The organism is Microbacterium sp. (genome assembly GCF_041641055.1).
Taxonomy (GTDB): Bacteria; Actinomycetota; Actinomycetes; order Actinomycetales; family Microbacteriaceae; genus Microbacterium.
Genome location: NZ_JBEPZB010000043.1, coordinates 1 through 19,880 on the forward strand (window position 1 = coordinate 1; position 19,880 = coordinate 19,880).

At 69.2% G+C, this 19,880-nt stretch carries 18 protein-coding genes; 13 read left to right on the forward strand and 5 right to left on the reverse strand.

All coding sequences use genetic code 11. The features are described 5' to 3' along the window. Nucleotides 1–399: 399 nt before the first annotated feature. Entirely contained in the window at nt 400–3,963 is a 3,564-nt protein-coding gene (gene mfd / locus ACESK8_RS16865) for a transcription-repair coupling factor (RefSeq protein ID WP_372969666.1), read from the reverse strand. A gap of 92 nt (nt 3,964–4,055) precedes the next feature. Between mfd and ACESK8_RS16870 the strand changes: the two genes are divergently transcribed. Then, nucleotides 4,056–4,619: a GNAT family N-acetyltransferase gene (locus tag ACESK8_RS16870; RefSeq protein WP_372969667.1), complete on the forward strand. Its 564-nt coding sequence runs from the start codon at nt 4,056–4,058 to the stop codon at nt 4,617–4,619. A gap of 33 nt (nt 4,620–4,652) precedes the next feature. Next, nucleotides 4,653–5,516, forward strand: a complete 864-nt coding sequence (locus tag ACESK8_RS16875) for an Fpg/Nei family DNA glycosylase (protein ID WP_372969668.1) — start codon at nt 4,653–4,655, stop codon at nt 5,514–5,516. Nucleotides 5,517–5,542: 26 nt separating this feature from the next. Here the strand turns inward: ACESK8_RS16875 and ACESK8_RS16880 are convergent, their stop codons facing one another. The 3 genes from ACESK8_RS16880 to ACESK8_RS16890 are packed head-to-tail and all read right to left on the reverse strand — an operon-like array spanning nt 5,543 to nt 8,568. Then, complete coding sequence (locus tag ACESK8_RS16880) at nt 5,543–6,628, reverse strand: LacI family DNA-binding transcriptional regulator (RefSeq protein ID WP_372969669.1); 1,086 nt, start codon at nt 6,626–6,628, stop codon at nt 5,543–5,545. Between the two features lie 28 nt (nt 6,629–6,656). After that, the gene (locus tag ACESK8_RS16885; RefSeq protein WP_372969670.1) at nt 6,657–7,547 is read right to left on the reverse strand and encodes a PfkB family carbohydrate kinase; all 891 of its coding nucleotides are present in this window, start codon (nt 7,545–7,547) and stop codon (nt 6,657–6,659) included. Between the two features lie 19 nt (nt 7,548–7,566). Next, nucleotides 7,567–8,568, reverse strand: coding sequence for an SIS domain-containing protein (locus ACESK8_RS16890; protein ID WP_372969671.1), 1,002 nt, complete (start codon nt 8,566–8,568; stop codon nt 7,567–7,569). 272 nt (nt 8,569–8,840) lie between these two features. Here ACESK8_RS16890 and ACESK8_RS16895 point away from each other — a divergent pair, with 272 nt between their 5' ends. The 9 genes from ACESK8_RS16895 to ACESK8_RS16935 all read left to right on the forward strand — a co-directional run bounded on the left by ACESK8_RS16895 (nt 8,841) and on the right by ACESK8_RS16935 (nt 16,903). Beyond that, nucleotides 8,841–10,160: an ABC transporter substrate-binding protein gene (locus ACESK8_RS16895; protein ID WP_372969672.1), complete on the forward strand. Its 1,320-nt coding sequence runs from the start codon at nt 8,841–8,843 to the stop codon at nt 10,158–10,160. Continuing rightward, nucleotides 10,129–11,139 (forward strand): carbohydrate ABC transporter permease, encoded by a 1,011-nt coding sequence (locus tag ACESK8_RS16900; RefSeq protein WP_372969673.1) that lies wholly within the window; start codon nt 10,129–10,131, stop codon nt 11,137–11,139. Before ACESK8_RS16895 ends, ACESK8_RS16900 begins: the two co-directional genes overlap by 32 nt. Further along, on the forward strand, nt 11,139–11,972 hold the full coding sequence (locus tag ACESK8_RS16905; protein ID WP_372969674.1) for a carbohydrate ABC transporter permease: 834 nt from the start codon (nt 11,139–11,141) through the stop codon (nt 11,970–11,972). The genes ACESK8_RS16900 and ACESK8_RS16905 overlap by 1 nt, the downstream gene beginning before the upstream one ends. Then, on the forward strand, nt 11,969–12,823 hold the full coding sequence (locus ACESK8_RS16910; RefSeq protein ID WP_372969675.1) for a sugar phosphate isomerase/epimerase family protein: 855 nt from the start codon (nt 11,969–11,971) through the stop codon (nt 12,821–12,823). Before ACESK8_RS16905 ends, ACESK8_RS16910 begins: the two co-directional genes overlap by 4 nt. A gap of 271 nt (nt 12,824–13,094) precedes the next feature. Then, entirely contained in the window at nt 13,095–14,129 is a 1,035-nt protein-coding gene (gene ribD / locus ACESK8_RS16915; protein WP_372969676.1) for a bifunctional diaminohydroxyphosphoribosylaminopyrimidine deaminase/5-amino-6-(5-phosphoribosylamino)uracil reductase RibD, read from the forward strand. Further along, nucleotides 14,129–14,758, forward strand: coding sequence for a riboflavin synthase (locus ACESK8_RS16920; RefSeq protein ID WP_372969677.1), 630 nt, complete (start codon nt 14,129–14,131; stop codon nt 14,756–14,758). Before ribD ends, ACESK8_RS16920 begins: the two co-directional genes overlap by 1 nt. After that, on the forward strand, nt 14,755–16,020 hold the full coding sequence (gene ribA / locus ACESK8_RS16925) for a GTP cyclohydrolase II (RefSeq protein WP_372969678.1): 1,266 nt from the start codon (nt 14,755–14,757) through the stop codon (nt 16,018–16,020). Before ACESK8_RS16920 ends, ribA begins: the two co-directional genes overlap by 4 nt. After that, nucleotides 16,017–16,490: a 6,7-dimethyl-8-ribityllumazine synthase gene (gene ribH / locus ACESK8_RS16930; protein WP_372969679.1), complete on the forward strand. Its 474-nt coding sequence runs from the start codon at nt 16,017–16,019 to the stop codon at nt 16,488–16,490. The genes ribA and ribH overlap by 4 nt, the downstream gene beginning before the upstream one ends. 53 nt (nt 16,491–16,543) lie before the next feature. Further along, on the forward strand, nt 16,544–16,903 hold the full coding sequence (locus ACESK8_RS16935; RefSeq protein ID WP_372969680.1) for a Fe-S protein: 360 nt from the start codon (nt 16,544–16,546) through the stop codon (nt 16,901–16,903). Between the two features lie 4 nt (nt 16,904–16,907). Here ACESK8_RS16935 and ACESK8_RS16940 read toward each other — a convergent pair whose 3' ends face one another. After that, entirely contained in the window at nt 16,908–17,897 is a 990-nt protein-coding gene (locus ACESK8_RS16940; RefSeq protein ID WP_372969682.1) for a LacI family DNA-binding transcriptional regulator, read from the reverse strand. A 160-nt stretch (nt 17,898–18,057) separates the two neighbouring features. Here ACESK8_RS16940 and ACESK8_RS16945 point away from each other — a divergent pair, with 160 nt between their 5' ends. Continuing rightward, nucleotides 18,058–18,975, forward strand: a complete 918-nt coding sequence (locus ACESK8_RS16945; protein ID WP_372969681.1) for a carbohydrate ABC transporter permease — start codon at nt 18,058–18,060, stop codon at nt 18,973–18,975. A 46-nt stretch (nt 18,976–19,021) separates the two neighbouring features. Then, on the forward strand, nt 19,022–19,867 hold the full coding sequence (locus ACESK8_RS16950) for a carbohydrate ABC transporter permease (protein WP_372969683.1): 846 nt from the start codon (nt 19,022–19,024) through the stop codon (nt 19,865–19,867). The last annotated feature ends 13 nt before the right edge of the window (nt 19,868–19,880 follow it).

Below are 19,880 nucleotides of genomic sequence, written 5' to 3' on the forward strand. Positions count from 1 at the left end.
GCCCACCGTCGACGGAACATGGCGACAGCTGCCGACTCCCCGCCCGACTCCCCTTCCGACTCCCCTTCCGACTCCCCGCACCGGGCACAGCTTCGGATACGCCGGGCGGCGCGCCGCGGCATCCGCTCGAACGTCGGCGTGTCGAGGCGATGCTCCGAAGCCGTGCCCGCCGTCGACGGAACATGGCGACAGCTGCCGACTCCCCGCCCGACTCCCGCCCGACTCCCCGCCCGACTCCTCCTCCGACTCGCCGCACCGGGCACAGGTTCGGATACGCCGGGCGGCGCGCCGCGGCATCCGCGCGAACGTCGGCGTGTCGAGGGGATGCTCCGAAGCCGTGCCCGCCGTCGACGGAACCTGGCGACAGCTGCCACGCCGAGCTGAGCGCGCCGCGCCGTGCTACTCGACCTTGGCGGGCTCCGGGAAGATCGCGGTGAACAGCTGGTTCACCCACTCCAACAGCTCGGCGTCCGGCAGGGGTTCGAGGCCCACGCCCACCGCGGCGGGCACGGTGGGCAGAGGCACGACGAGCGCCTCGCCTCCGGCCACGAGCTTCGCCTTCGGGTACAGCCTCTGCAGGCGGACCTTGATCGAGTCCTCGAGGCGAGCCGGCGCGATCCGGAGATTCGACCCCATCACGACGACATCGGCGAGCCCGGCCCTCGCCGCCCTCCGGCGCAGGCGCGCGACGGCGATCAGCCCCGCGACCTCGTCCGGCGGCGTGCCGTAGCGGTCGGTGAGCTCGTCGATCACGAGATCGATCGCATCGTCCTTGGCCGTCGCGGTCGAGGCCGCCGACAGCTTCTGGTACGCCTCGAGACGCAGACGCTCGCTGTCGATGTAGTACTCGGGGATGCGCGCATCCAGAGGCAGCTCCAGTCGCAGCTCCTGTCCGGACTCGACGTCCTCGCCGCGGAAGGTCGCCACGGCCTCGCCGATCATGCGCAGGTACAGATCGAACCCGACGCCGGCGATGTGACCCGCCTGCTCGCCGCCGAGCAGGTTGCCGGCGCCTCGCAGCTCGAGATCCTTGAGGGCGACCTGCATCCCCGACCCGAGATCGTTGTTCACCGCGATCGTCTGGAGTCGGTCTGCCGCCGTCTCGCTGAGCGGCTTCATCTCGTCGTACAGGAAGTAGGCGTAAGCCCGCTCACGACCGCGCCCGACGCGTCCGCGCAGCTGGTGCAGCTGGCTGAGCCCGTACTTGTCGGCGCGGTCGATGATGATCGTGTTCGCGTTTGAGATGTCGAGCCCCGTCTCGATGATCGTGGTCGAGACGAGCACGTCGAACTTGCGCTCCCAGAAGTCGTCGACGACCTGCTCGAGAGCATGCTCGCCCATCTGACCGTGGGCCACCGCGATGCGCGCCTCGGGCACGAGCTCCGCGAGCTGCGCCGCCACCCGCTGGATCGACTGCACACGATTGTGCACGAAGAACACCTGGCCCTCGCGGAGGATCTCCCGTCGGATCGCCGCGGTGATCTGCTTGTCGCTGCGGGGTCCGACGAACGACAGGATCGGATGCCGGTCCTCCGGCGGTGTCGCGAGCGTGGACATCTCGCGGATGCCGGTGACCGCCATCTCGAGCGTGCGCGGGATCGGGGTCGCGCTCATCGCGAGGATGTCGACGTTGGTCTTCATCTTCTTGAGGGTGTCCTTGTGCTCGACCCCGAAGCGCTGCTCCTCGTCGATGATCATCAGGCCGAGGTCCTTGAACATCACCTGATCGGTGAGGATGCGGTGCGTGCCGATCACCATGTCGACCGTGCCGTCGAGCAGGCCGTCGAGCGTGAGACGCGCCTCCTTGTCGGTCTGGAAGCGCGACAGCGGGCGGACCTTCACCGGGAAGCCCGCGAAGCGCTCGGTGAAGGTCTCGAGGTGCTGCTTCACGAGCAGCGTCGTCGGCACCAGCATGGCGACCTGCTTGCCGTCCTGGATCGCCTTGAACGCCGCACGCACGGCGACCTCGGTCTTGCCGAAGCCGACGTCGCCCGAGAGCAGACGGTCCATCGGGATCGGCCGTTCCATGTCGGCCTTGATCTCATCGATCGTCTGCAGCTGGTCGGGGGTCTCGGCGAACGGGAACGCCTCCTCGAGCTCGCGCTGCCAGGGGGTGTCGGGACCGAACGCGTGCCCCTTGGCGCTCATCCGCGCCGAGTACAGCTTCACGAGCTCGACCGCGATGTCGCGCACGGCCTTGCGGGCCTTGCCCTTGGCCTGCGACCAGTCGCTGCCGCCCATCTTCGACAGGGTCGGACCCTCGCCGCCGACGTACTTCGAGAGCAGGTCGAGCTGGTCGGTGGGGACGTAGAGCTTGTCGCCGGGGTAGCCGCGCTTGGACGGCGCGTACTCGAGCACCAGGTAGTCGCGCACCGACTTGGTGGCGTTGCGCCCACCGGTCGACACCTCGCGCTGGGTCATCTCGACGAAGCGGCCGATGCCGTGAGTGTTGTGCACGACGAAATCGCCCTGCTTGAGCTGCAGCGGATCGACGACGTTCTTGCGCCGGGAGGCGAGCTTCTTGACGACGCGCTGGTCTCCGCCGATGGTCCGACCGTAGAACTCGTTGTCGGTGAGGACGGCGAGCTTCGCCTCGGCGAGCTGGAAGCCCGCCTCGACGGATCCTGTGACGAGCGTCGCGACGCCCGTGTCCGGCGCCTCGGTGAGCTCGGAGACGATGCGCGCGGCGATGCCGCGGTCGGAGAGCACGTCACGGGCCCGGTCGACGAGTCCGGCACCGGCTGCGATGACCACCACGCGCCAGCCCTCGGCCACCTTGGCATCGACGAAGGAGATGGCGCCGTCGACGTTGCCGTGGAACGACGGGATCACCTGAGCGTCGATGGTCTCGGCATCCTCCCCACCCATCGCGAACGGGCTCAGCCGCCACCAGACGCCGCCGCGCTCGCGCACGACCTCGCGGAGGCGTCCGATGGTCAGGAAGTCCCCGGCGCCGAGGTCGATCGGAGCCGAGGCGCCCGAGGTGGCCGCGCTCCAGGCCGCATCCAGGAACTCACGGTTGGTCTCTCCCAGCGTGATGGCGCGGGCGCTGGACCGCTCGGGGTCGACGACGGCCGTCGCGCTGCCCTCAGGCAGGTACTCGGCCAGCGACTTCAGCGGACCGGAGACGGCCGGCAGCAGCGACTCCATGCCCTCGACGGGGATGCCCTCTGCCATCTTCTCGAGCATCCCGGCGATCGCAGGGAAGCCGCCGATCAGCGCCCTGGCCCGGTCGCGGACATCGGGGGTCAGCAGCAGCTCGCGGCTCGGCGGCAGGTCGACCCCGTCGACGTCTCCGGGGAGCGAGCGCTGATCCGCGACGGAGAAGGCGCGGATCTGATCGATCTCGTCGCCGAAGAACTCGACGCGGAACGGATGCTCCGAGATGGCGGGGAACACGTCGAGGATGCCGCCGCGCACCGCGAACTCACCGCGGCGCGACACCATGTCGACGCGCGAGTAGGCGCGCTCGACCAACTGCTCGACCACACGGTCGAGCTCGTGGCCGCGGCTGGCGGTGCGCAGCTCGAGCGGGGCGATCTCACCGAGGTTGCCGGCGATGGGCTGCAGCGCCGCGCGCACGGAGGCGACGACGACGAGCGGGTGCTCTCCCGTCCACTCGGCGATGCGGCGGAGGGTCTGCAGCCGCTGGCCGACCGTGTCGGGACTCGGGCTCAAGCGCTCGTGGGGCAGCGTCTCCCAGGCGGGGAACGTGACGACCTCGGCTTCGGGGAGGTAGGCGGTGAGCGCCGCGGCGAGGCTCTCCGCCCGCCGACCGGTGGGCACGACGGTGAGGAGAGCCGGCGGATGCCCCGCTGCACGACGCTTCTCGAGCAGCCCGGCGAGCGCCGGCGCATCGAGGCCGTCGACGAGTCCGAGATCGGCATCGGTCTGGGCCCACGTCAGGGCGTCACGAAAAAGAGATGCCTCTTCCAAGGCGCGCAGAATCCCCGGCACAGTCACCGGACAAGCCTAGCCGCGGCCGCCGACACCGGCATCGGAATCGGCATCGGAACCGGCGCGGACAGGCACTGCGCGAGCCATAGGATGCCGGGATGGAACCGGTCATCCTCACCACCGAGCGGCTCGTCCTGCACGTGCCGGACGAGTCCGACATCGAGGCGATCACGGCGGCCTGCCAGGATCCGGAGATCCCCCGCTGGACGACGGTGCCGAGCCCGTACACCCGTGCCGACGCCGAGGAGTATGTGCGGCTCATCGGCGAATGGTGGGCCGACGGCAGCGAGACGATCTGGTGCGCCTACCGCGACGGCGAGCTCGTCGCCTCGATCGGACTCCACCACATCGTCTCCCACCGCACCGGCGGTCATGCCGAGCTCGGATTCTGGGTGGCGGCGTCCGCTCGTGGCAACGGCTACCTCGTCGAAGCCGCGCGGGCCGTCATCGACTGGGGCTTCGACGAGCTCGGTCTCGCGCGGCTCGGCTGGCGCGCGGTCTCGGGCAACATCGCGTCCGCGCGGGCAGCGCGGGCCCTCGGGTTCCGTTACGAGGGGTTCGCACGGCAGGCGCTCACGAGCGCGCGTGGCCGCGACGACGGCTGGTTCGCCGGCCTCCTCCGCACCGATGACCGCGCACCGGTGGACTGGCCTGTGCTCTAGTCGAGTGTCGGCGGCGGGTGGCAGGATGGGCGCATGCCTGAGATGCCGGAGGTCCAGGGCCTGACCGCGTTCCTCACCGAACGTGCCGTGGGGCGCACGATCATCCGTACGAGTGTGGGCGCGATCGCCGCACTCAAGACGTACGATCCACCGAACACCGCGTTGCACGGCGCCACGATCACCGCGGCGACCAGACGTGGGAAGTTCATCGTCCTGTCCTGCGGCGACGACCTGCACCTGGTGTTCCATCTGGCGAAGGCCGGCTGGCTGCGCTGGTACGAGACGCTTCCCACCACACCGATCAAACCGGGCAAGTCGCCCATCGCCGTCCGGGTCGCCCTCGACGACGAGAGCGGATTCGACCTCACCGAGGCCGGGACCAAGAAGTCGCTCGCCGTCTACGTCGTGCGGGATCCCGAGGCAGTGCCCGGCATCGCCCGGCTCGGCCCGGATCCGCTGGACGAGTCCTTCACGCGCGCGGTGTTCGGTGGGCTGCTCGAGGGGCGACGGACCCAGATCAAGGGGCTGCTGCGCGATCAGGGCGTGATCGCCGGCATCGGCAATGCATACTCCGACGAGATCCTGCACGCCGCGAGGATGTCGCCGTACGCGATCGCCGACAAGCTCGGCAACGACGAGATCGATCGCCTGTACGCCGCGATGCGGACCACTCTCACGGACGCGGTCGAGGCGGCCTCCGGCAAACCTCCCGCCGACCTCAAGGACGCGAAGCGCCGGGGGATGCAGGTGCACGCGCGCCGCGGGGAGACGTGCCCGGTGTGCGGCGACACCATCCGCAGCGTCTTCTTCGCCGACCGCTCGATGGAGTACTGCCCGACCTGTCAGACGGGCGGCAAGCCGCTCGCGGATCGTCGCCTCTCGCGGCTGCTGAAGTAGCAGCGCGTCGCCGGCGACGGATGGGATCAGCGGGGCGGCGGGGCGACCGACGCCCGGTCCACGAAGCGGGTGACGAGGGTGTGAAGCCCGGTCGAGCCGGCCTCCCCGTCGATCGCGGCGAACAGCACCTCTGCGGCGCGGGCGCCCAGCGCCAGAGTCGGCTGCTCGATCATCGTCAGCGGCGGCTCCATGACGGCGGCCCAGGAGCTGTCGTCGAAGCCGATCAGCGAGACATCGGCGCCGACACGCAGGCCTCGCGCGCGCAGCGCCCGCAGGGCTCCGGTCATCGCGTCGTTCTCGGTGCAGAACAGAGCGGTAGGAGCCTCGGGCAGATCGAGCATGCGCGTGACCTCGGCCTGAGCGTTCTCCTCGGTCTTGGCACCCACCATGATGAGGTCGGCGTCGAACACGATGCCCTCGTCGTCGAGGGCATCCAGGTATCCCTGGAGTCGCTCGCCGTCGGTCCACAGGTTCTTCGAGGCGATGTCGATCAGCTCGCGGCGGCGACGCGGCCGCGCCTGCACGGGGGGACCCCAGACGAAGCCGATGCGGCGGTGTCCGGCATCCAGCAGCCGGACCACCGCCTCGCGCGCCGCGGCCCGGTTGTCGATGACCACCGCGTCGAGATCGAGTCCCGGCACGGCGCGGTCGACGAGCACCACGGGGATGTCGCGTGCTCTCGCCTGCTCGATGTGCCCGGCCGACGCCACGTCGAGGGCCGCCGAGGCGACGATGATCCCGTCGACCCGCTTGTCGATCAGCACGTTCGTCGCCGCGATCTCCTCGTCGAGGTCCTCGTGCGTGCTGAGCACCAGCGTGTCGAAGCCGCGTGCGCGGGAGGCATCGGAGATCCCGCGGACGACGCCACCGAAGAACGGGTTCGCGATGTCGGCGACGATCACCCCGAGGGTCTGGCTGACGCCCGTCGACATGCTTCGTGCGAGCGCGTTCGCGCGGTATCCGAGACGCTCGGCGGCCGCGAGCACGCGCTCGCGCAGCTCTGGGCTCACATAGCCGTAGCCGCCCAGCGTCCGCGCCGCCGTGGACCGGCCGACACCCGCGGCCTCGGCGACCTCGGAGATGGTCGGGGGGACGGAGCGCTCGGAGGTCATCGCCCTCGCCCCTTTCCGCATCAGTGGTTCACCACATGCTAGCCGGGACGGGATCGCCGCTCCTGCGACCACGGGCGAATGCGCCCTCGACCAGGCACTGGTCGTGCGCGGCATCCGCCCCCGCCTCGAGCGCCGCCTGCAGCGCCGCACCCGACGGACGGCGATCACGACGCCAGCCGGCGCCATGCAGCGCGACGAGGAACCCGGCGAGGAACGCGTCGCCGCATCCCATCGTGTCGACGACCTGCTCGCCCTCGGCGAGCAGGTGCGCGGGTGCTGTGTGCCGCTCACGACCGTCGGTCACCAGCGCGCCGTCGGTGCCCCGCGTGCCCAGAGCGAGGCCGGCGCCGCGGTGGACCGCCTCGTCGAGCAGAGCCCACGCCTCGCCGTCTGCGAGCCCGGCGCACGAGAGCAGCACCAGGTCGGCCGACGGTGCGACCCTGTCGAGATACGCGGCCGAGCGGAACTCCGCTTCGCTGGACAGGTCGAAGCTCACCAGCACGTCGTGAGCGCGCAGGCGCGGCAGCTGCGATTCTGTGCGCGAATAGACGCTGGAGTGCACGAGGTCGAAACCGGCCGCATAGTGTTCGCGTCCGGCGTCGAGGTCGATCGGGTCGCTGACCGTCACTCCCCCGCCGTTCCAGCCGAGGAAGACGCGGTCGCCGTCGACGACGCGCAGGGACGACACCCCGGACTCACCCGGGCGGGTCAGGGACCGGGTCGTGCCCACTCCGGCGTCCTCGATCGCCGCCCGCAGGAACGAGCCCGCGTCGTCGTCGCCGAACACGCCGAGGTAGTCGGCATCCGCCCCGAGGCGATGCGCGTACACGGCGACGTTGACGGCGTTGCCTCCCGGATAGTCGACGCCCCGGTCGAGGAACCGGTCGACGATGTTGTCGCCGAAGCCGAGTACGCGCATCTTCGGGTCGCCTCTCGTCTCAGTAGTCCATCACGCGGTAGTACCGGCGCAGGTCGAGCGAGTGCTCGCGCACACGCTCGAGGTGCTTGCTCACGCGGCCCATCACGGTGTCCAGGACGATCGGGGCGATCAGGGCTCGGTTCTCGGCGCTGAAGCCCTCGAGCGCATAGTCGCGCGTGTCGAACACGGTGACGTCCTTCGAGATTCGCTTGCTGAACGCCTCCGCCCGAGCCGTGAGCGGGCGCGTGCGATCCTCGCCCTGGAAGATGAGCACCGAGGTGTCCTCCTCCAGCAGTTCCAGCGAGCCGTGGAAGAACTCGGCGCTGTGCACGCGCGTGGTGCGCAGCCACTGCATCTCCTCGAGGATGCACATCGAGTACAGGTACGCGAAGGACCACAGCGGCCCGCCTCCGATGAGGAAGTAGTAGTCGGTGTCCTTGTGGGCGTCGGCGAAGGCGGCGGCGACCGGCTCCGCCTGCTCCGCGGCCGCCACGAGGGCATCGGGGAGGTTCACCAACTCGTCCGCGAGCGAGGTGTAGCCGTCGAACTCGCCGCGCTGGTGCAGCAGCCGACCGACGAGCAGCAGGAGCTGCATGTCGAACGGCCAGGTCTTGGGCTCCGAGACGAGCGAGTGGTCGACGCCGCTCGCGATCGGCGAGTCCGCGTGACCGGTGAAGGCGACCGTCGTCGCCCCCGCCGCCTTCACGAAGTCGATCGCGCGGACGACGTCCTCCGTCGTGCCGGTGACCGAGGTGAAGACGGCGAGCGTGCGCTCGCCGAGAGTCGCCTCGCCGGCGACGACGAGTTCGGCGGCGATGGCGGTGCGGACCGAGAGGGTGGACCGTTCGCGCGCCAGCAGCTCGTAGGGCCACATCTGGCTGTAGGTGCCGCCGGCTCCCACGAGCAGGACATTGTCGATCCCCGTCGCGAGCAGGTGATCCACCAGCTGCTCGATCTGCGGGCGCAGCGCCACGGCGCTGGCGATCTGGGTTCGGAAGGCGGTCTCGTCGAAGCCGAGCATCATTGATCCTTTCGCAGGGCGACCTTCGCCGACCCTGTTCGATGTGGTACCGGTGTCAGGTGGGGATCATGCTGGCACAGATCGTCTTGAGTCGTCAAACATCTCTAGATTCCGGCGTTCATGCACCGAGATCCGGATTGATTGAGATCAAGGCTGGTACCGGTGTCAGGTTTTCGCTACACTCGCCGACAAGGCACGCACCGAAGTTCCAAAGGCGGATCGGTGCCCGCGGTCCCCGCGGTCGTCGGTCCGCCCGCTCAGAGAGGCAGACCATGCGCACGACACGCACACTCCCGATCGCCGCAGCCGTCGCGGCATCCGCTCTCGTCCTGGCGGGTTGCGCCGGCGGGGCGCCGCAACCGGCCGCCGACGTCACGGCCGATCCGATCTACGAGGGCACCCTGTCGATCCTGACGAAGTTCGGCGGAGCGCCGCTCGAGACCTACTTCGAGGACCTCGCGACCGCCTACGAGGCGGAGCACCCCGACGTCGAGATCGAGCTGATCCAGGAGACCGACCAGTCGATCAAGGACAAGACCAAGACGCTGACGGCGTCCGCTGCACTCCCCGACATCTACTTCACGTGGACGGGCGACTGGGCCGAGAACTTCGTCGGCGGCGGGCTCGCCGCCGATCTCAGCGAGCTCATCGCCCCCGGTACCGAGTGGGGCGACCGCTTCGGCGAGGCGTCTCTCTCGGCGTTCCAGTACGACGGCAAGTACTACGGCATCCCGCTGTACAACAACGGCAAGTTCATGGGCTACAACAAGGACGCGTTCGCCGCAGCGGGCGTCGAGGTGCCGACCACGTTCGAGGAGCTCGTCGACACCTGCGGTCCGCTCCGCGCCGCGGGCTACGAGCCGATCGCCTTCGGGAACAAGGACGGTTGGCCGGCCCTGCACTACCTGCAGCAGCTCTTCGCCTACAACGTCCCGAGCGACGTGCTGCACGCCGACTTCGATCCCGAGACCGCGAAGTGGAGCGACGAAGGCTATGTCGCCGCGCTCGAACAGTTCCAGACCATCGTCGAGGAGTGCACCGACAGCGGCAAGGGCACCAACGGCGTGCTCTACACGACGGCCCAGGAGGCGCTCGCCGGCGGACGGGCCGCGATGTACTACCAGGAGATCCTCGAGTTCGACACGGTCACCGCGGAGGGCGCGACCCTCACGACGGAGGACTTCGGAATCTTCCCGCTGCCGACCCCGGAGGACGCTGCCGGCGACCCCGATGCGATCGAGGGCTCGCCCGAGGGCTACCTCATCAACGCCAAGTCGCCGCGAGCGGCACTGGCAGCGGACTTCATGAAGTTCGCGACCGAGCCTGAGAACGCCTCGCTGCTCTCGTCCCCGCCTTACGGGCAGCCCAGCACGGTCGTCGGCGCGGTGACCGAGGAGACGTCGAGCATGCCGGTCTACGAGGGCATCACGGCGGTCAACGAGGCGTCGCAGCTCGTGGTCTGGCTCGACACGGTCACCGTGCCCGAGGTCGCCGACGCCTGGCTGGCCGGCGGCGAGGCGATCATCAGCGGCAGCGCCACACCGGAGGAGGTGCTGGAGAGTGTCCGCACCGCGAACGATTCCGCCCGGTGAGACGCAGTCGGGGGCGGGCTTCCGCCTGCCCCCGACCGTCACCGAGGCGATCACCGCTCCGGCGCCGCGAGGCCGGATACGCGGCCGCCTCCCTCGCGCCGGAGCTCGGCGCCTGGCCGGGCTCGCGTGGGTGCTCCCCGCCCTGATCGTGCTCGCCGTCTTCGTCTACCTCCCTCTGGTGCAGAACATCGCGTTCTCGACGCAGGAGTGGGACATCTACTCCGGGGCGTCCGAGTTCGTCGGACTCGAGAACTACGACAAGCTCTTCGCGGATCCCGTGTTCTGGACTGCACTCGGCAACAACGTCCTCTACGCGCTGCTCTCGATCCTGTTCCAGGTGGCTGCCGCGCTCGTGCTCGCCGCGATGATCGAGAGTCTGCGCAGCATCCGCTGGCGCAAGGTCCTCCGGGCGATCTACTTCGTGCCGTCCGCGATCTCTCTGACCGTCGCCGGTCTGCTGTTCTACTTCATCTACGAACCGAACCTGGGCCTGCTCAACCACATGCTCGACGCGATCGGTCTCGCCGGACTGGCGCAGCCGTGGCTCGGCCAGGAGTCCACTGCGATGGTCGCGATCATCGCGATGAGCCAGTGGCAGGGGTTCGGCTACTCGACGCTGCTGTTCGCCGTCGCGATCCAGCGCATCCCGTCGGAGCTCTACGAGGCGGCATCGCTCGACGGTATCGGCCCGGTGCGGCGGTTCTTCCACGTCACCGTGCCGCTGGTCAGGGAGATGACCGGCCTCATGATCATCGTCACCATCTCCGGAGCCTTCCAGGTGTTCAACGAGGTGATGGTGATGACAAGCGGCGGGCCCAACAACTCGACCCAGGTGCTGGCGACCTGGCTGTACCGCAGCGGGTTCGTCCGCAATGACTTCGGGTACGCGGCGGCCATCGCGACGGTGATCTTCGTCGTGACGCTCCTCATCGCCCTCGCGCAGCTCTGGTACACACGACGCAGAAGGGTGGAGTTCTGATGACCCGCACCGGATTCCTCGGCGCGATCGGACGCGTCTTCGTCTGGGCCTTCCTGCTCGCGCTGGTCGTGGTCGTCGCCTATCCGCTGCTGTGGATGGTGCTGAACGGCTTCAAGACCAACGCCGAGCTGTTCGGCAATCCGTTCGCCCTGCCGCTGCAGCTCACGTGGGAGAACTATGCCGACGCCTGGAACCGCGGCGTCAGCGACTACCTCACCGCGAGCGTGCTCGTCACCGTCACCTCCACCGTCGCGACGGTGTTCATCAGCGCATGGGCGGCGTACGGTCTGACCCGAGTTCGGATGCCCTTCGGGCGCACGGTGTCGGGAATCATCCTCGGCGGGCTGATGCTCGCTCCCGCCGTCGCGCTCGTGCCACTCGTGCGGATGTTCCAGGCGATGGGCCTGTACAACACCTTCTGGGCACTGCTCATCCTCTACACGGCTTTCCGCATCCCGTTCACGACGTTCCTCATCCGCGCGTACATGATCGACCTCCCGCGCGAAGTCGACGAGGCGGCTGAGGTCGACGGCGCCAGTCGGTGGACCGCGTTCTGGCGCATCACGCTGCCGATGTGCAAGCCGATCATCATCTCCACGGTGATCCTGCACGTGCTGTTCGCGTGGAACGAGTACCTGTTCGCGATGGTGTTCACCAGCGGGTCCGGAGTGCAGACGCTCCCGGTTGGCCTCACGAGCCTCATGAGCAAGCACGGCACCGACTACCCGGTGGTGTTCGCCGGCATGGTCGTCGCCGCGCTCCCGGTCATCGTGCTCTTCTTCGCCAGCCAGCGCTACTTCATCAAGGGCCTGTCCGAGGGGATCGGGAAGTGACGTCGACAGCGCCGCTGATCGACCGGGTCACCGGTTCGAACTTCGCCTACCAGCACCTCCCGCTCGAGCGCTGCCTGGACGACATGGCCGACCTCGGGCGCGATCGGCTGGAGCTCTGGGGCATCGCTCCGCACGCCCCGGTGGCCTGGCTGACGGACGCGGAGGCACGCGCGATCCGCGACGCCGCCGCCCACCGAGGACTTCAGGTCGCCTGCTTCACCCCGGAGCAGGTGATGTACCCGGTCAACATCGCTTCTCCTGATGACCGGTTGCGCGCATCGAGCATCGCGATGTTCCGCCGGGCGGCCGAGATCGCCGTCGAGCTCGGCGCGGGGATGCTATTCCTCACCTCGGGGCGCGGCAGCGAGGACGAGCCCCGCGGGGCCGGCTGGGCCCGGTCGGTCGACGCGCTCGGAGAGATCACCACGCACGCGGCGGGTCTCGGACTCGAATGCGTGCTGGAGCCGCTGCAGCGTGTCGAATCGAACCTCGTCGTGACCGCGGCGGATGCGGCGCGCATGCTGACCGACGTCGGCGCCTCGAGACTGGGGGTCGCATTGGACACCGTCGCCGCGGCCGCGGCGGGCGATGCGGTGGACGACTACTTCCGTCTCCTCGGCGAGCGCGTGCGCCATGTGCACCTGATCGACGGCACCCCCACGGGACACCTCGCATGGGGCGACGGGGAGCTCCCGCTCACCGGCATCGTCGATGCACTGGACCGCGCCTCCTACCGCGGACTCGCGACGATCGAACTGTTCGGCGACGGCCACTACGCCCTGGATCCGCACCCCGCGCTCGCGCGCTCGATGGACGCGATCGCCGAGGCATGCCGACCCCCCGCACCGTAGCAATCCGACGCGGAATGAAATGCATCCGGATGCGTTGAGTACACTCAGAGCATCAACGTGCTCCGGGGTCGGTGGGAATCCGAACCGGCGGTGACAGTCCGCGAGCGTCTCGGTTCTCCGAGGTGCCGATCCGGTGGAAATCCGGGACCGACGGTGATGCGAGGCGCAGCCTCGCTAGTCCGGAAGGGAGGCAGCACGGTGCGCCGCCGCGCGCGCGTTCTGCCTGCACCTCCCTCGCGGAGAATCCCCGGAGCCTCAGAGAGGACCACGGATGGCAGTGAACGAGACGGAGCGGCGGGCGATGACCCGAGCGCTCGAGCTCGCGACGCGCGGCCCCCGCGGAGTGAACCCGCAGGTCGGCGCAGTCCTCCTCTCCCCCGACGGCGAGATCATCGCCGAGGGCTGGCATCACGGCGCCGGCACCCCGCACGCCGAGGTCGACGCCCTCTCGAAACTGGCGCCGGATGCCGCGCGCGGAGCCACGGCCGTGGTCACCCTCGAACCGTGCAATCACACCGGGCGGACCGGCCCCTGCGCGCTCGCGCTCATCGAGGCCGGGGTCTCCCGTGTGATCTACGCGCTCGATGATCCCGGCGCTGTGTCCGGCGGCGGGGCCGACCGGCTGCGCGGTGCCGGAGTGAGCGTGGATGCGGGCGAACAGGCCGACGCCGCAGAGGCGATCATCGGCGGTTGGCTGACCGCCCAGCGTCTCGGACGCCCCGAGGTCACGGTCAAGTGGGCGCAGTCCCTCGACGGCCGCGCGGCCGCCTCCGACGGCACCAGCCAGTGGATCACGGGACCCGAGGCTCGGGCCGACGTCCACCGCCGGCGATCCGAGGCCGACGCGATCGTCGTCGGCACCGGCACGGTCCTCTCCGACGACCCCGCCCTGACCGCTCGCGACGGCGACGCACTCCACGCGCATCAGCCGATCCCGGTCGTGATCGGCACGCGGACGACGCCCGACGACGCCGCAGTGCGCCGGCATCCGCATCCGCCCCTCCTCTTCGACACCCACGACCTGCACGAGGTCATGGCGGACCTGCACGCCCGCGGCATCCAGACCGTGTTCGTCGAGGGAGGACCGACACTCGCGAGCGCCTTCCTCGCCGCCGGCCTCGCCGACCGGGTGCTCGCCTACATCGCACCGGTGCTGCTCGGCGGAAACCGCACCGCACTCACAGACATCGGCGTCGGGTCGATCGACGCCGCCCGCCGTCTGACCATCGAGGAGTGGCTGCCGCTCGGCACCGATCTGCTCGCGATCGCCCGGCCCGCATCCGCCCCGGAACAAGGAGACGCCTGATGTTCACCGGAATCATCGAGGAGATCGGCGAGATCACCGCGATCTCCCCCGCAGGCGACGGATGGCGTCTGACCGTGCGTGCGCCGAAGGCCGCGGCCGACGCCGTGCACGGCGAGTCGATAGCCGTCTCGGGCGTGTGCCTCACCGTCGTCGGCTCGACCCCCGACAGCTTCGACGCCGACGTCATGAAGCAGACCCTCGACGTCGCGGCGCTGGGCGGAGCATCCGTCGGCACCAGGGTGAACATCGAGAAGGCGATGCCGGTCGGCGCGCGTCTCGGCGGACACATCGTGCAGGGGCACGTCGACGGAGTGGGCAGCATCGTCGAGGTGCGCCCCGGCGAACAGTGGAGCGTCCTGCGCGTCTCGCTTCCCGACGACCTCGCCCCCCTCGTGGTCGACAAGGGGTCGATCTCGATCGACGGCACCTCGCTCACCGTGAGCGCCGTCAGCCCCGCCGACGCGACGACTCACTGGCTCGAGGTCTCGCTGATCCCCGAGACGCTCGCCGCCACCACCCTCGGCTCCCGCGAGGTCGGCGACCGCGTCAACCTCGAGACCGACATCCTCGCCCGTCACGTCGAGCGCCTCCTGGCGTTCAGGGCAGCACCGGAAGGAGGCTCGCGATGAGCCTTTCCCCCATCCCTGAGGCCCTCGAGGCCCTGCGCGCCGGACGCCCCGTGCTGGTGGCGGACGACGAGAACCGCGAGAACGAAGGCGACGTCGTGCTCTCCGCCGAGCTCGCCACTCCCCAATGGGTCGCGTGGACCGTGCGCTGGTCGTCTGGCTTCATCTGCGCTCCGATGCCGTCCGACCTGGCGGACAGCCTGAACCTGCCGCCGATGGTGGCGGCCTCTGAGGACGCCCGCTCCACCGCCTACACGGTCAGCGTCGACGCGGCGGAAGGCGTGACCACGGGCATCAGCGCCCATGACCGCGCACACACCCTCAACGTCCTGGCGAACCCCGAGTCCACCGCGACGAGCATCATCCGCCCCGGTCATGTGCTGCCGCTGCGCGCCGTCGACGGCGGCGTGCGCGAGCGCAGCGGCCACACGGAGGCGGCGGTCGACCTGATGAAGCTGGCGGGGCTCCACCCGGTCGGAGCCATCGCCGAGGTGGTCGCCGAGGACGGCAGCATGATGCGTCTCCCCGGTCTCCTCGAGCTCGGCGCCCGCGACGGTGTGCCGGTCATCACGATCGAGCAGCTCATCGCGCACCTGAATGAGATCGACCCCGCCGGAGCCACTCCGGTGCACCACCGACGGGTGAGCCTGCGTGCGGATGCGACGGTCCCCACCACGCACGGCTCGTTCCGGTTCCTCGCCTACAAGGACAGGGTGACCGGCACCGACCACATCGCCGTGGTCTCCGGCGAGCTGGGTGAGACGGCACTGGTGCGGGTGCATTCGGAGTGCCTGACCGGCGAGGCCTTCGGCTCGCTGAAGTGCGAGTGCGGCCCGCAGTTGGATGCCGCCCTCGATGCCATCGAGCAGGACGGCGGAGTCGTCGTCTACATGCGCGGGCACGAGGGCCGCGGCATCGGCCTGATCAACAAGCTGCGCGCCTACAGCCTGCAGGAGGAGGGTCTCGACACGGTCGACGCGAACCTCGCCCTCGGCCTGCCCGCCGACGCGCGGGACTACGCCGCCGCCGCCGGCATCCTCGCCGACCTGGGAGTGTCGAAGGTGCGCCTGCTGACCAACAACACCGACAAGGTGAATCAGCTGCGCAGCCTCGGCCTCGACGTCGTCGAGCAGGTGCCGCTGATCGTCGGCGTGGGCCCGAACAACCATCAGTACCTCGAGACCAAGCGTGACCGGATGGGTCACATCATCGGTGAGGCGGAGCTCGCAGAGGCTCTCGCCGACGGACGGAAGGACGACGCATGAGCGGCGCAGGAGCACCCCAGCACGAGAAGATCGACGGACGAGGACTCGATGTCGTCGTCATCGCCGGCACCTGGCACGAGACGATCTCGAACGGTCTGATCGCCGGCGCACAGCGGGTGCTGGATGCGGCGGGAGCCACGCACCGGCTCGTCCGCGTTCCCGGGTCGTTCGAGCTCGCCGTGGCCGCCCAGGCGGCGTTCGCCGGCGGAGCCGACGCCGTGGTGGCGCTCGGCGTGATCATCCGCGGGGGCACCCCGCACTTCGAGTACGTGTCGGCGGCGACCACCGACAGCCTGTCCCGCGTCTCGCTCGACGCCGGCAAGCCTGTCGGCTTCGGCGTGCTCACCCTCGACGACGAGAAGCAGGGTCTCGACCGTGCAGGCCTCGAGGGATCCAAGGAGGACAAGGGGGCGGAGGCCGCGGATGCCGCACTGCGCACCGCCCTGGTCATCCGCGAGCTGCGAGGCTGAGGCCAGCCTGCCCTTGCTGGCGACCCGACACCTCCCGCTCCTACGGTGAGGGTATGGAGACCCTGCGCCACATCGTCCTGTTCGTGCACCTGATCGGCTTCGCCGTGCTGTTCGGCGCCTGGGCGGTGCAGGCCTTCGGCGGGAAGCGCGAGTTCACCCGGCTGATGAGCATCGGCATGACGATCGCCGCCGTCGCGGGTCTCGCCCTGGCAGCTCCCTGGGGACTGCCTGAGGGTGCGGAGCTGAACTACGCGAAGATCGGCACCAAGCTCGTCGTGCTGCTGGTGATCGGCGCCCTGCTCGGCATCGGCACGTCGAAGCAGCGCAGGTCCGGTTCCGTCCCCGTGGCGATGTTCTGGCTCGTGGGCATCCTGACCGCGCTCAACGCGGGGATCGCCGCGATCTGGCGCTGAGGCGTCAGCGGGCGGTCCGCGGCGCCGCCGTGCTCTCGCGCACGACGAGCTCGGTGCCCACGAGCGGGGTCTGACCGCGTTCGCCGCCGTCGAGCTCGACCAGCAGCACATCGACCGCCAGGGCTCCGACCCGCTCGGGATGCTGCTGCACCGTGGTCAGCGGCGGCCACAGCTGCGCGGCATCCGGCAGTCCGTCGAACCCGACCACGCTGACATCTGAGGGGATGTCCTTCCCGGCCTCGCGGAAGGCCCGAACCACCCCGATCGCCATCTGATCGTTGGCGGCGAACACCGCGGTGACGCTGTCATCCTCGCGAAGGCGCAGACCCGCACGGTATCCGGACTCGGCGGACCAGTCCCCCTGCAGGGGCTCGGGTGCGGCGAGTCCGCGCGACTCGAGCGTCACCCGCCACGACTCGCGTCGTCGCTCCGCGGAGTACGACTTCGCCGGTCCCGCGACATGCCAGACCGTCTCGTGTCCGAGGTCGAGCAGGTGCTCGGTCGCGAGCCGCGCCCCCTGCGCCTGGTCCGTGTCGACGAACGGATGCGCCGCGCCGCGGTTCGAGTCGACCAGCACGACCGGGAGCCCGTCGGGGATCTCGACCTCGGCCTCGTCGAGCTGATGCGCCTCGATCACGATGATGATGCCGTCGACCGCATGCTCCTCGAGTCGTCGGAAAGCACCCGCGACGGTGTCGCGTGCGCTGGACTCCACCGGGATGAGCGTGAGGGCGTAGCCCATCTGCGAGGCGCGCACGGCGATCGCGTCGAGCGTGCGCTGGTTTCCGTAGGAGCTGAAGGAGAACATGATGACGCCGATCGCCCGGAAGCGGCCGGATCGCAGCGCACGAGCCGCGCTGTTGGGCCGGTAGCCGAGCCGCTGCATGGCGTCTTCGACGCGCTCCCTGGTGGCGGCGCCGACGTAGCCTCGCGCGTTCACCACCCGAGAGACGGTCTGCCCGGACACGCCGGCCTCGCGGGCGACGTCCTCCATCGAGGGGTCCCGCCGTCGCTGCGGCGGCTCTGCCGGCTGTTCCGAAGTCACGATCAATCATCCATTCATGTGTTGACGTTGACACACTAGCAGTGCATCGAATATGTTGACGTTGACACACGGCGCCGTGAGCGCTCGATCTCTAAGAAGGTTCTCGTCGATGACGACTCAAGATTCCACCGCCCTGGCGGACCACGGCATCCGCCGGCGCGAGAAGCGCGACTGGAGAGGATGGGCCTTCGTCGGCCCGTTCATGGTCGTCTTCGCGCTGGTGTTCCTGACACCGCTCGCCTACGCGCTCTACCTCAGCTTCTTCCAGGAGAAGCTGATCGGCGGGACGGCGTTCGTCGGGTTCGACAACTACGTCCGCGCGCTCACCGACCCGCAGTTCTGGGAGGCGTTCGGCCGCGTCGTACTCTTCCTCGTCATCCAGGTGCCGATCATGCTGGCCCTGGCCCTCGCCGCGGCGCTCGCGCTGGACAGCGCCCGGCTGCGCGGAGCATCCTTCTTCCGCATCCTCATCTTCCTGCCGTACGCGGTGCCCGCGGTCGTCGCGGTGCTCATGTGGGGGTACATCTACGGCGACCAGTTCGGTCTCACCTCGAACTTCAACGACTTCCTCGGCAGCGACCTCATCACCCCGTTCGCCCGCGAGTGGATCCTCGTCTCGATCGGCAACATCGTGACCTGGCAGTTCGTCGGCTACAACATGCTGATCTTCTACTCCTCGCTGAAGACGATCCCCACCGACATGTACGAGGCGGCGTCGCTCGACGGAGCAGGCGCCTGGCGCACGATCTTCTCGATCAAGATCCCCTCGGTGCGCGGTGCCCTCGTGATCGCCACGATCTTCTCGATCATCGGCAGCTTCCAGCTCTTCAACGAGCCCAACATCCTGCGCCCGCTGGCCCCGAACGTGATCACGACGTACTTCACGCCGAACATGTACGCCTACAACCTGTCGTTCGCAGGTCAGCAGTTCAACTACGCCGCCACGATCGCCATCATCATGGGCGTCATCACTGCGGTGATCGCCTACGTCGTGCAACTGCGCGGCTCGAAGTCGGAGGTGCGCTGACATGGCACTCCCCCTCGCCCGCCCCTCGCAGAAGCGCCACGACCCGATGAATCCGCGCAAGTCCAAGATCCTGCTGATCGTGATGGTCGTGTACGCGCTGTACACGCTCGTGCCGCTGGTCTGGCTGCTGTTCAGCTCGACCAAGACCCAGTCGGGCCTGTTCAGCTCCTTCGGTCTCTGGTTCTCCGACGACTTCGCGTTCATCGACAACCTCGTCGCGACCTTCTCGTACCAGGACGGCATCTTCCTGCGCTGGCTCGGCAACACGCTGCTCTACGTGGTGGTGGGCGCCGGCGGCGCGACCCTGCTGGCGACCATGGCCGGCTACGGCCTCGCGAAGTACCGCTTCCCCGGCCGCCGCGCGGTGTTCGCCGTCGTGCTCGGAGCGGTGGCCGTGCCCGGCACCGCGCTCGCCGTGCCGACCTTCCTGCTCTTCAGCGAGCTGGGCCTGACCAATACGCCCTGGGCCGTGATCATCCCGTCGCTGATCAGCCCGTTCGGTCTGTACCTGATCTGGGTGTTCGCCTCGGAGTCCGTGCCGACCGAGCTGCTGGAGGCCGCACGCATCGACGGAGCCGGCGAGTTCCGCACGTTCTTCACGATCTCGATGCGCCTCCTCGCCCCCGGCATCGTGACGGTCACCCTGTTCACCGTGGTCGCCACCTGGAACAACTACTTCCTGCCGCTGATCATGCTGTCCGACCCCGACTGGTACCCGCTCACCGTGGGACTCAACCAGTGGAGCGCGCAGGCGATCGGCGCAGGGTCCCAGCCCATCTACAACCTCGTGATCATGGGCTCGCTCCTCACCATCATCCCGATCGTCATCGCCTTCCTGCTGCTGCAGAGGTTCTGGCAGTCAGGTCTCACCGCCGGAAGCGTCAAGCAGTAGCTCCCGGCATCCC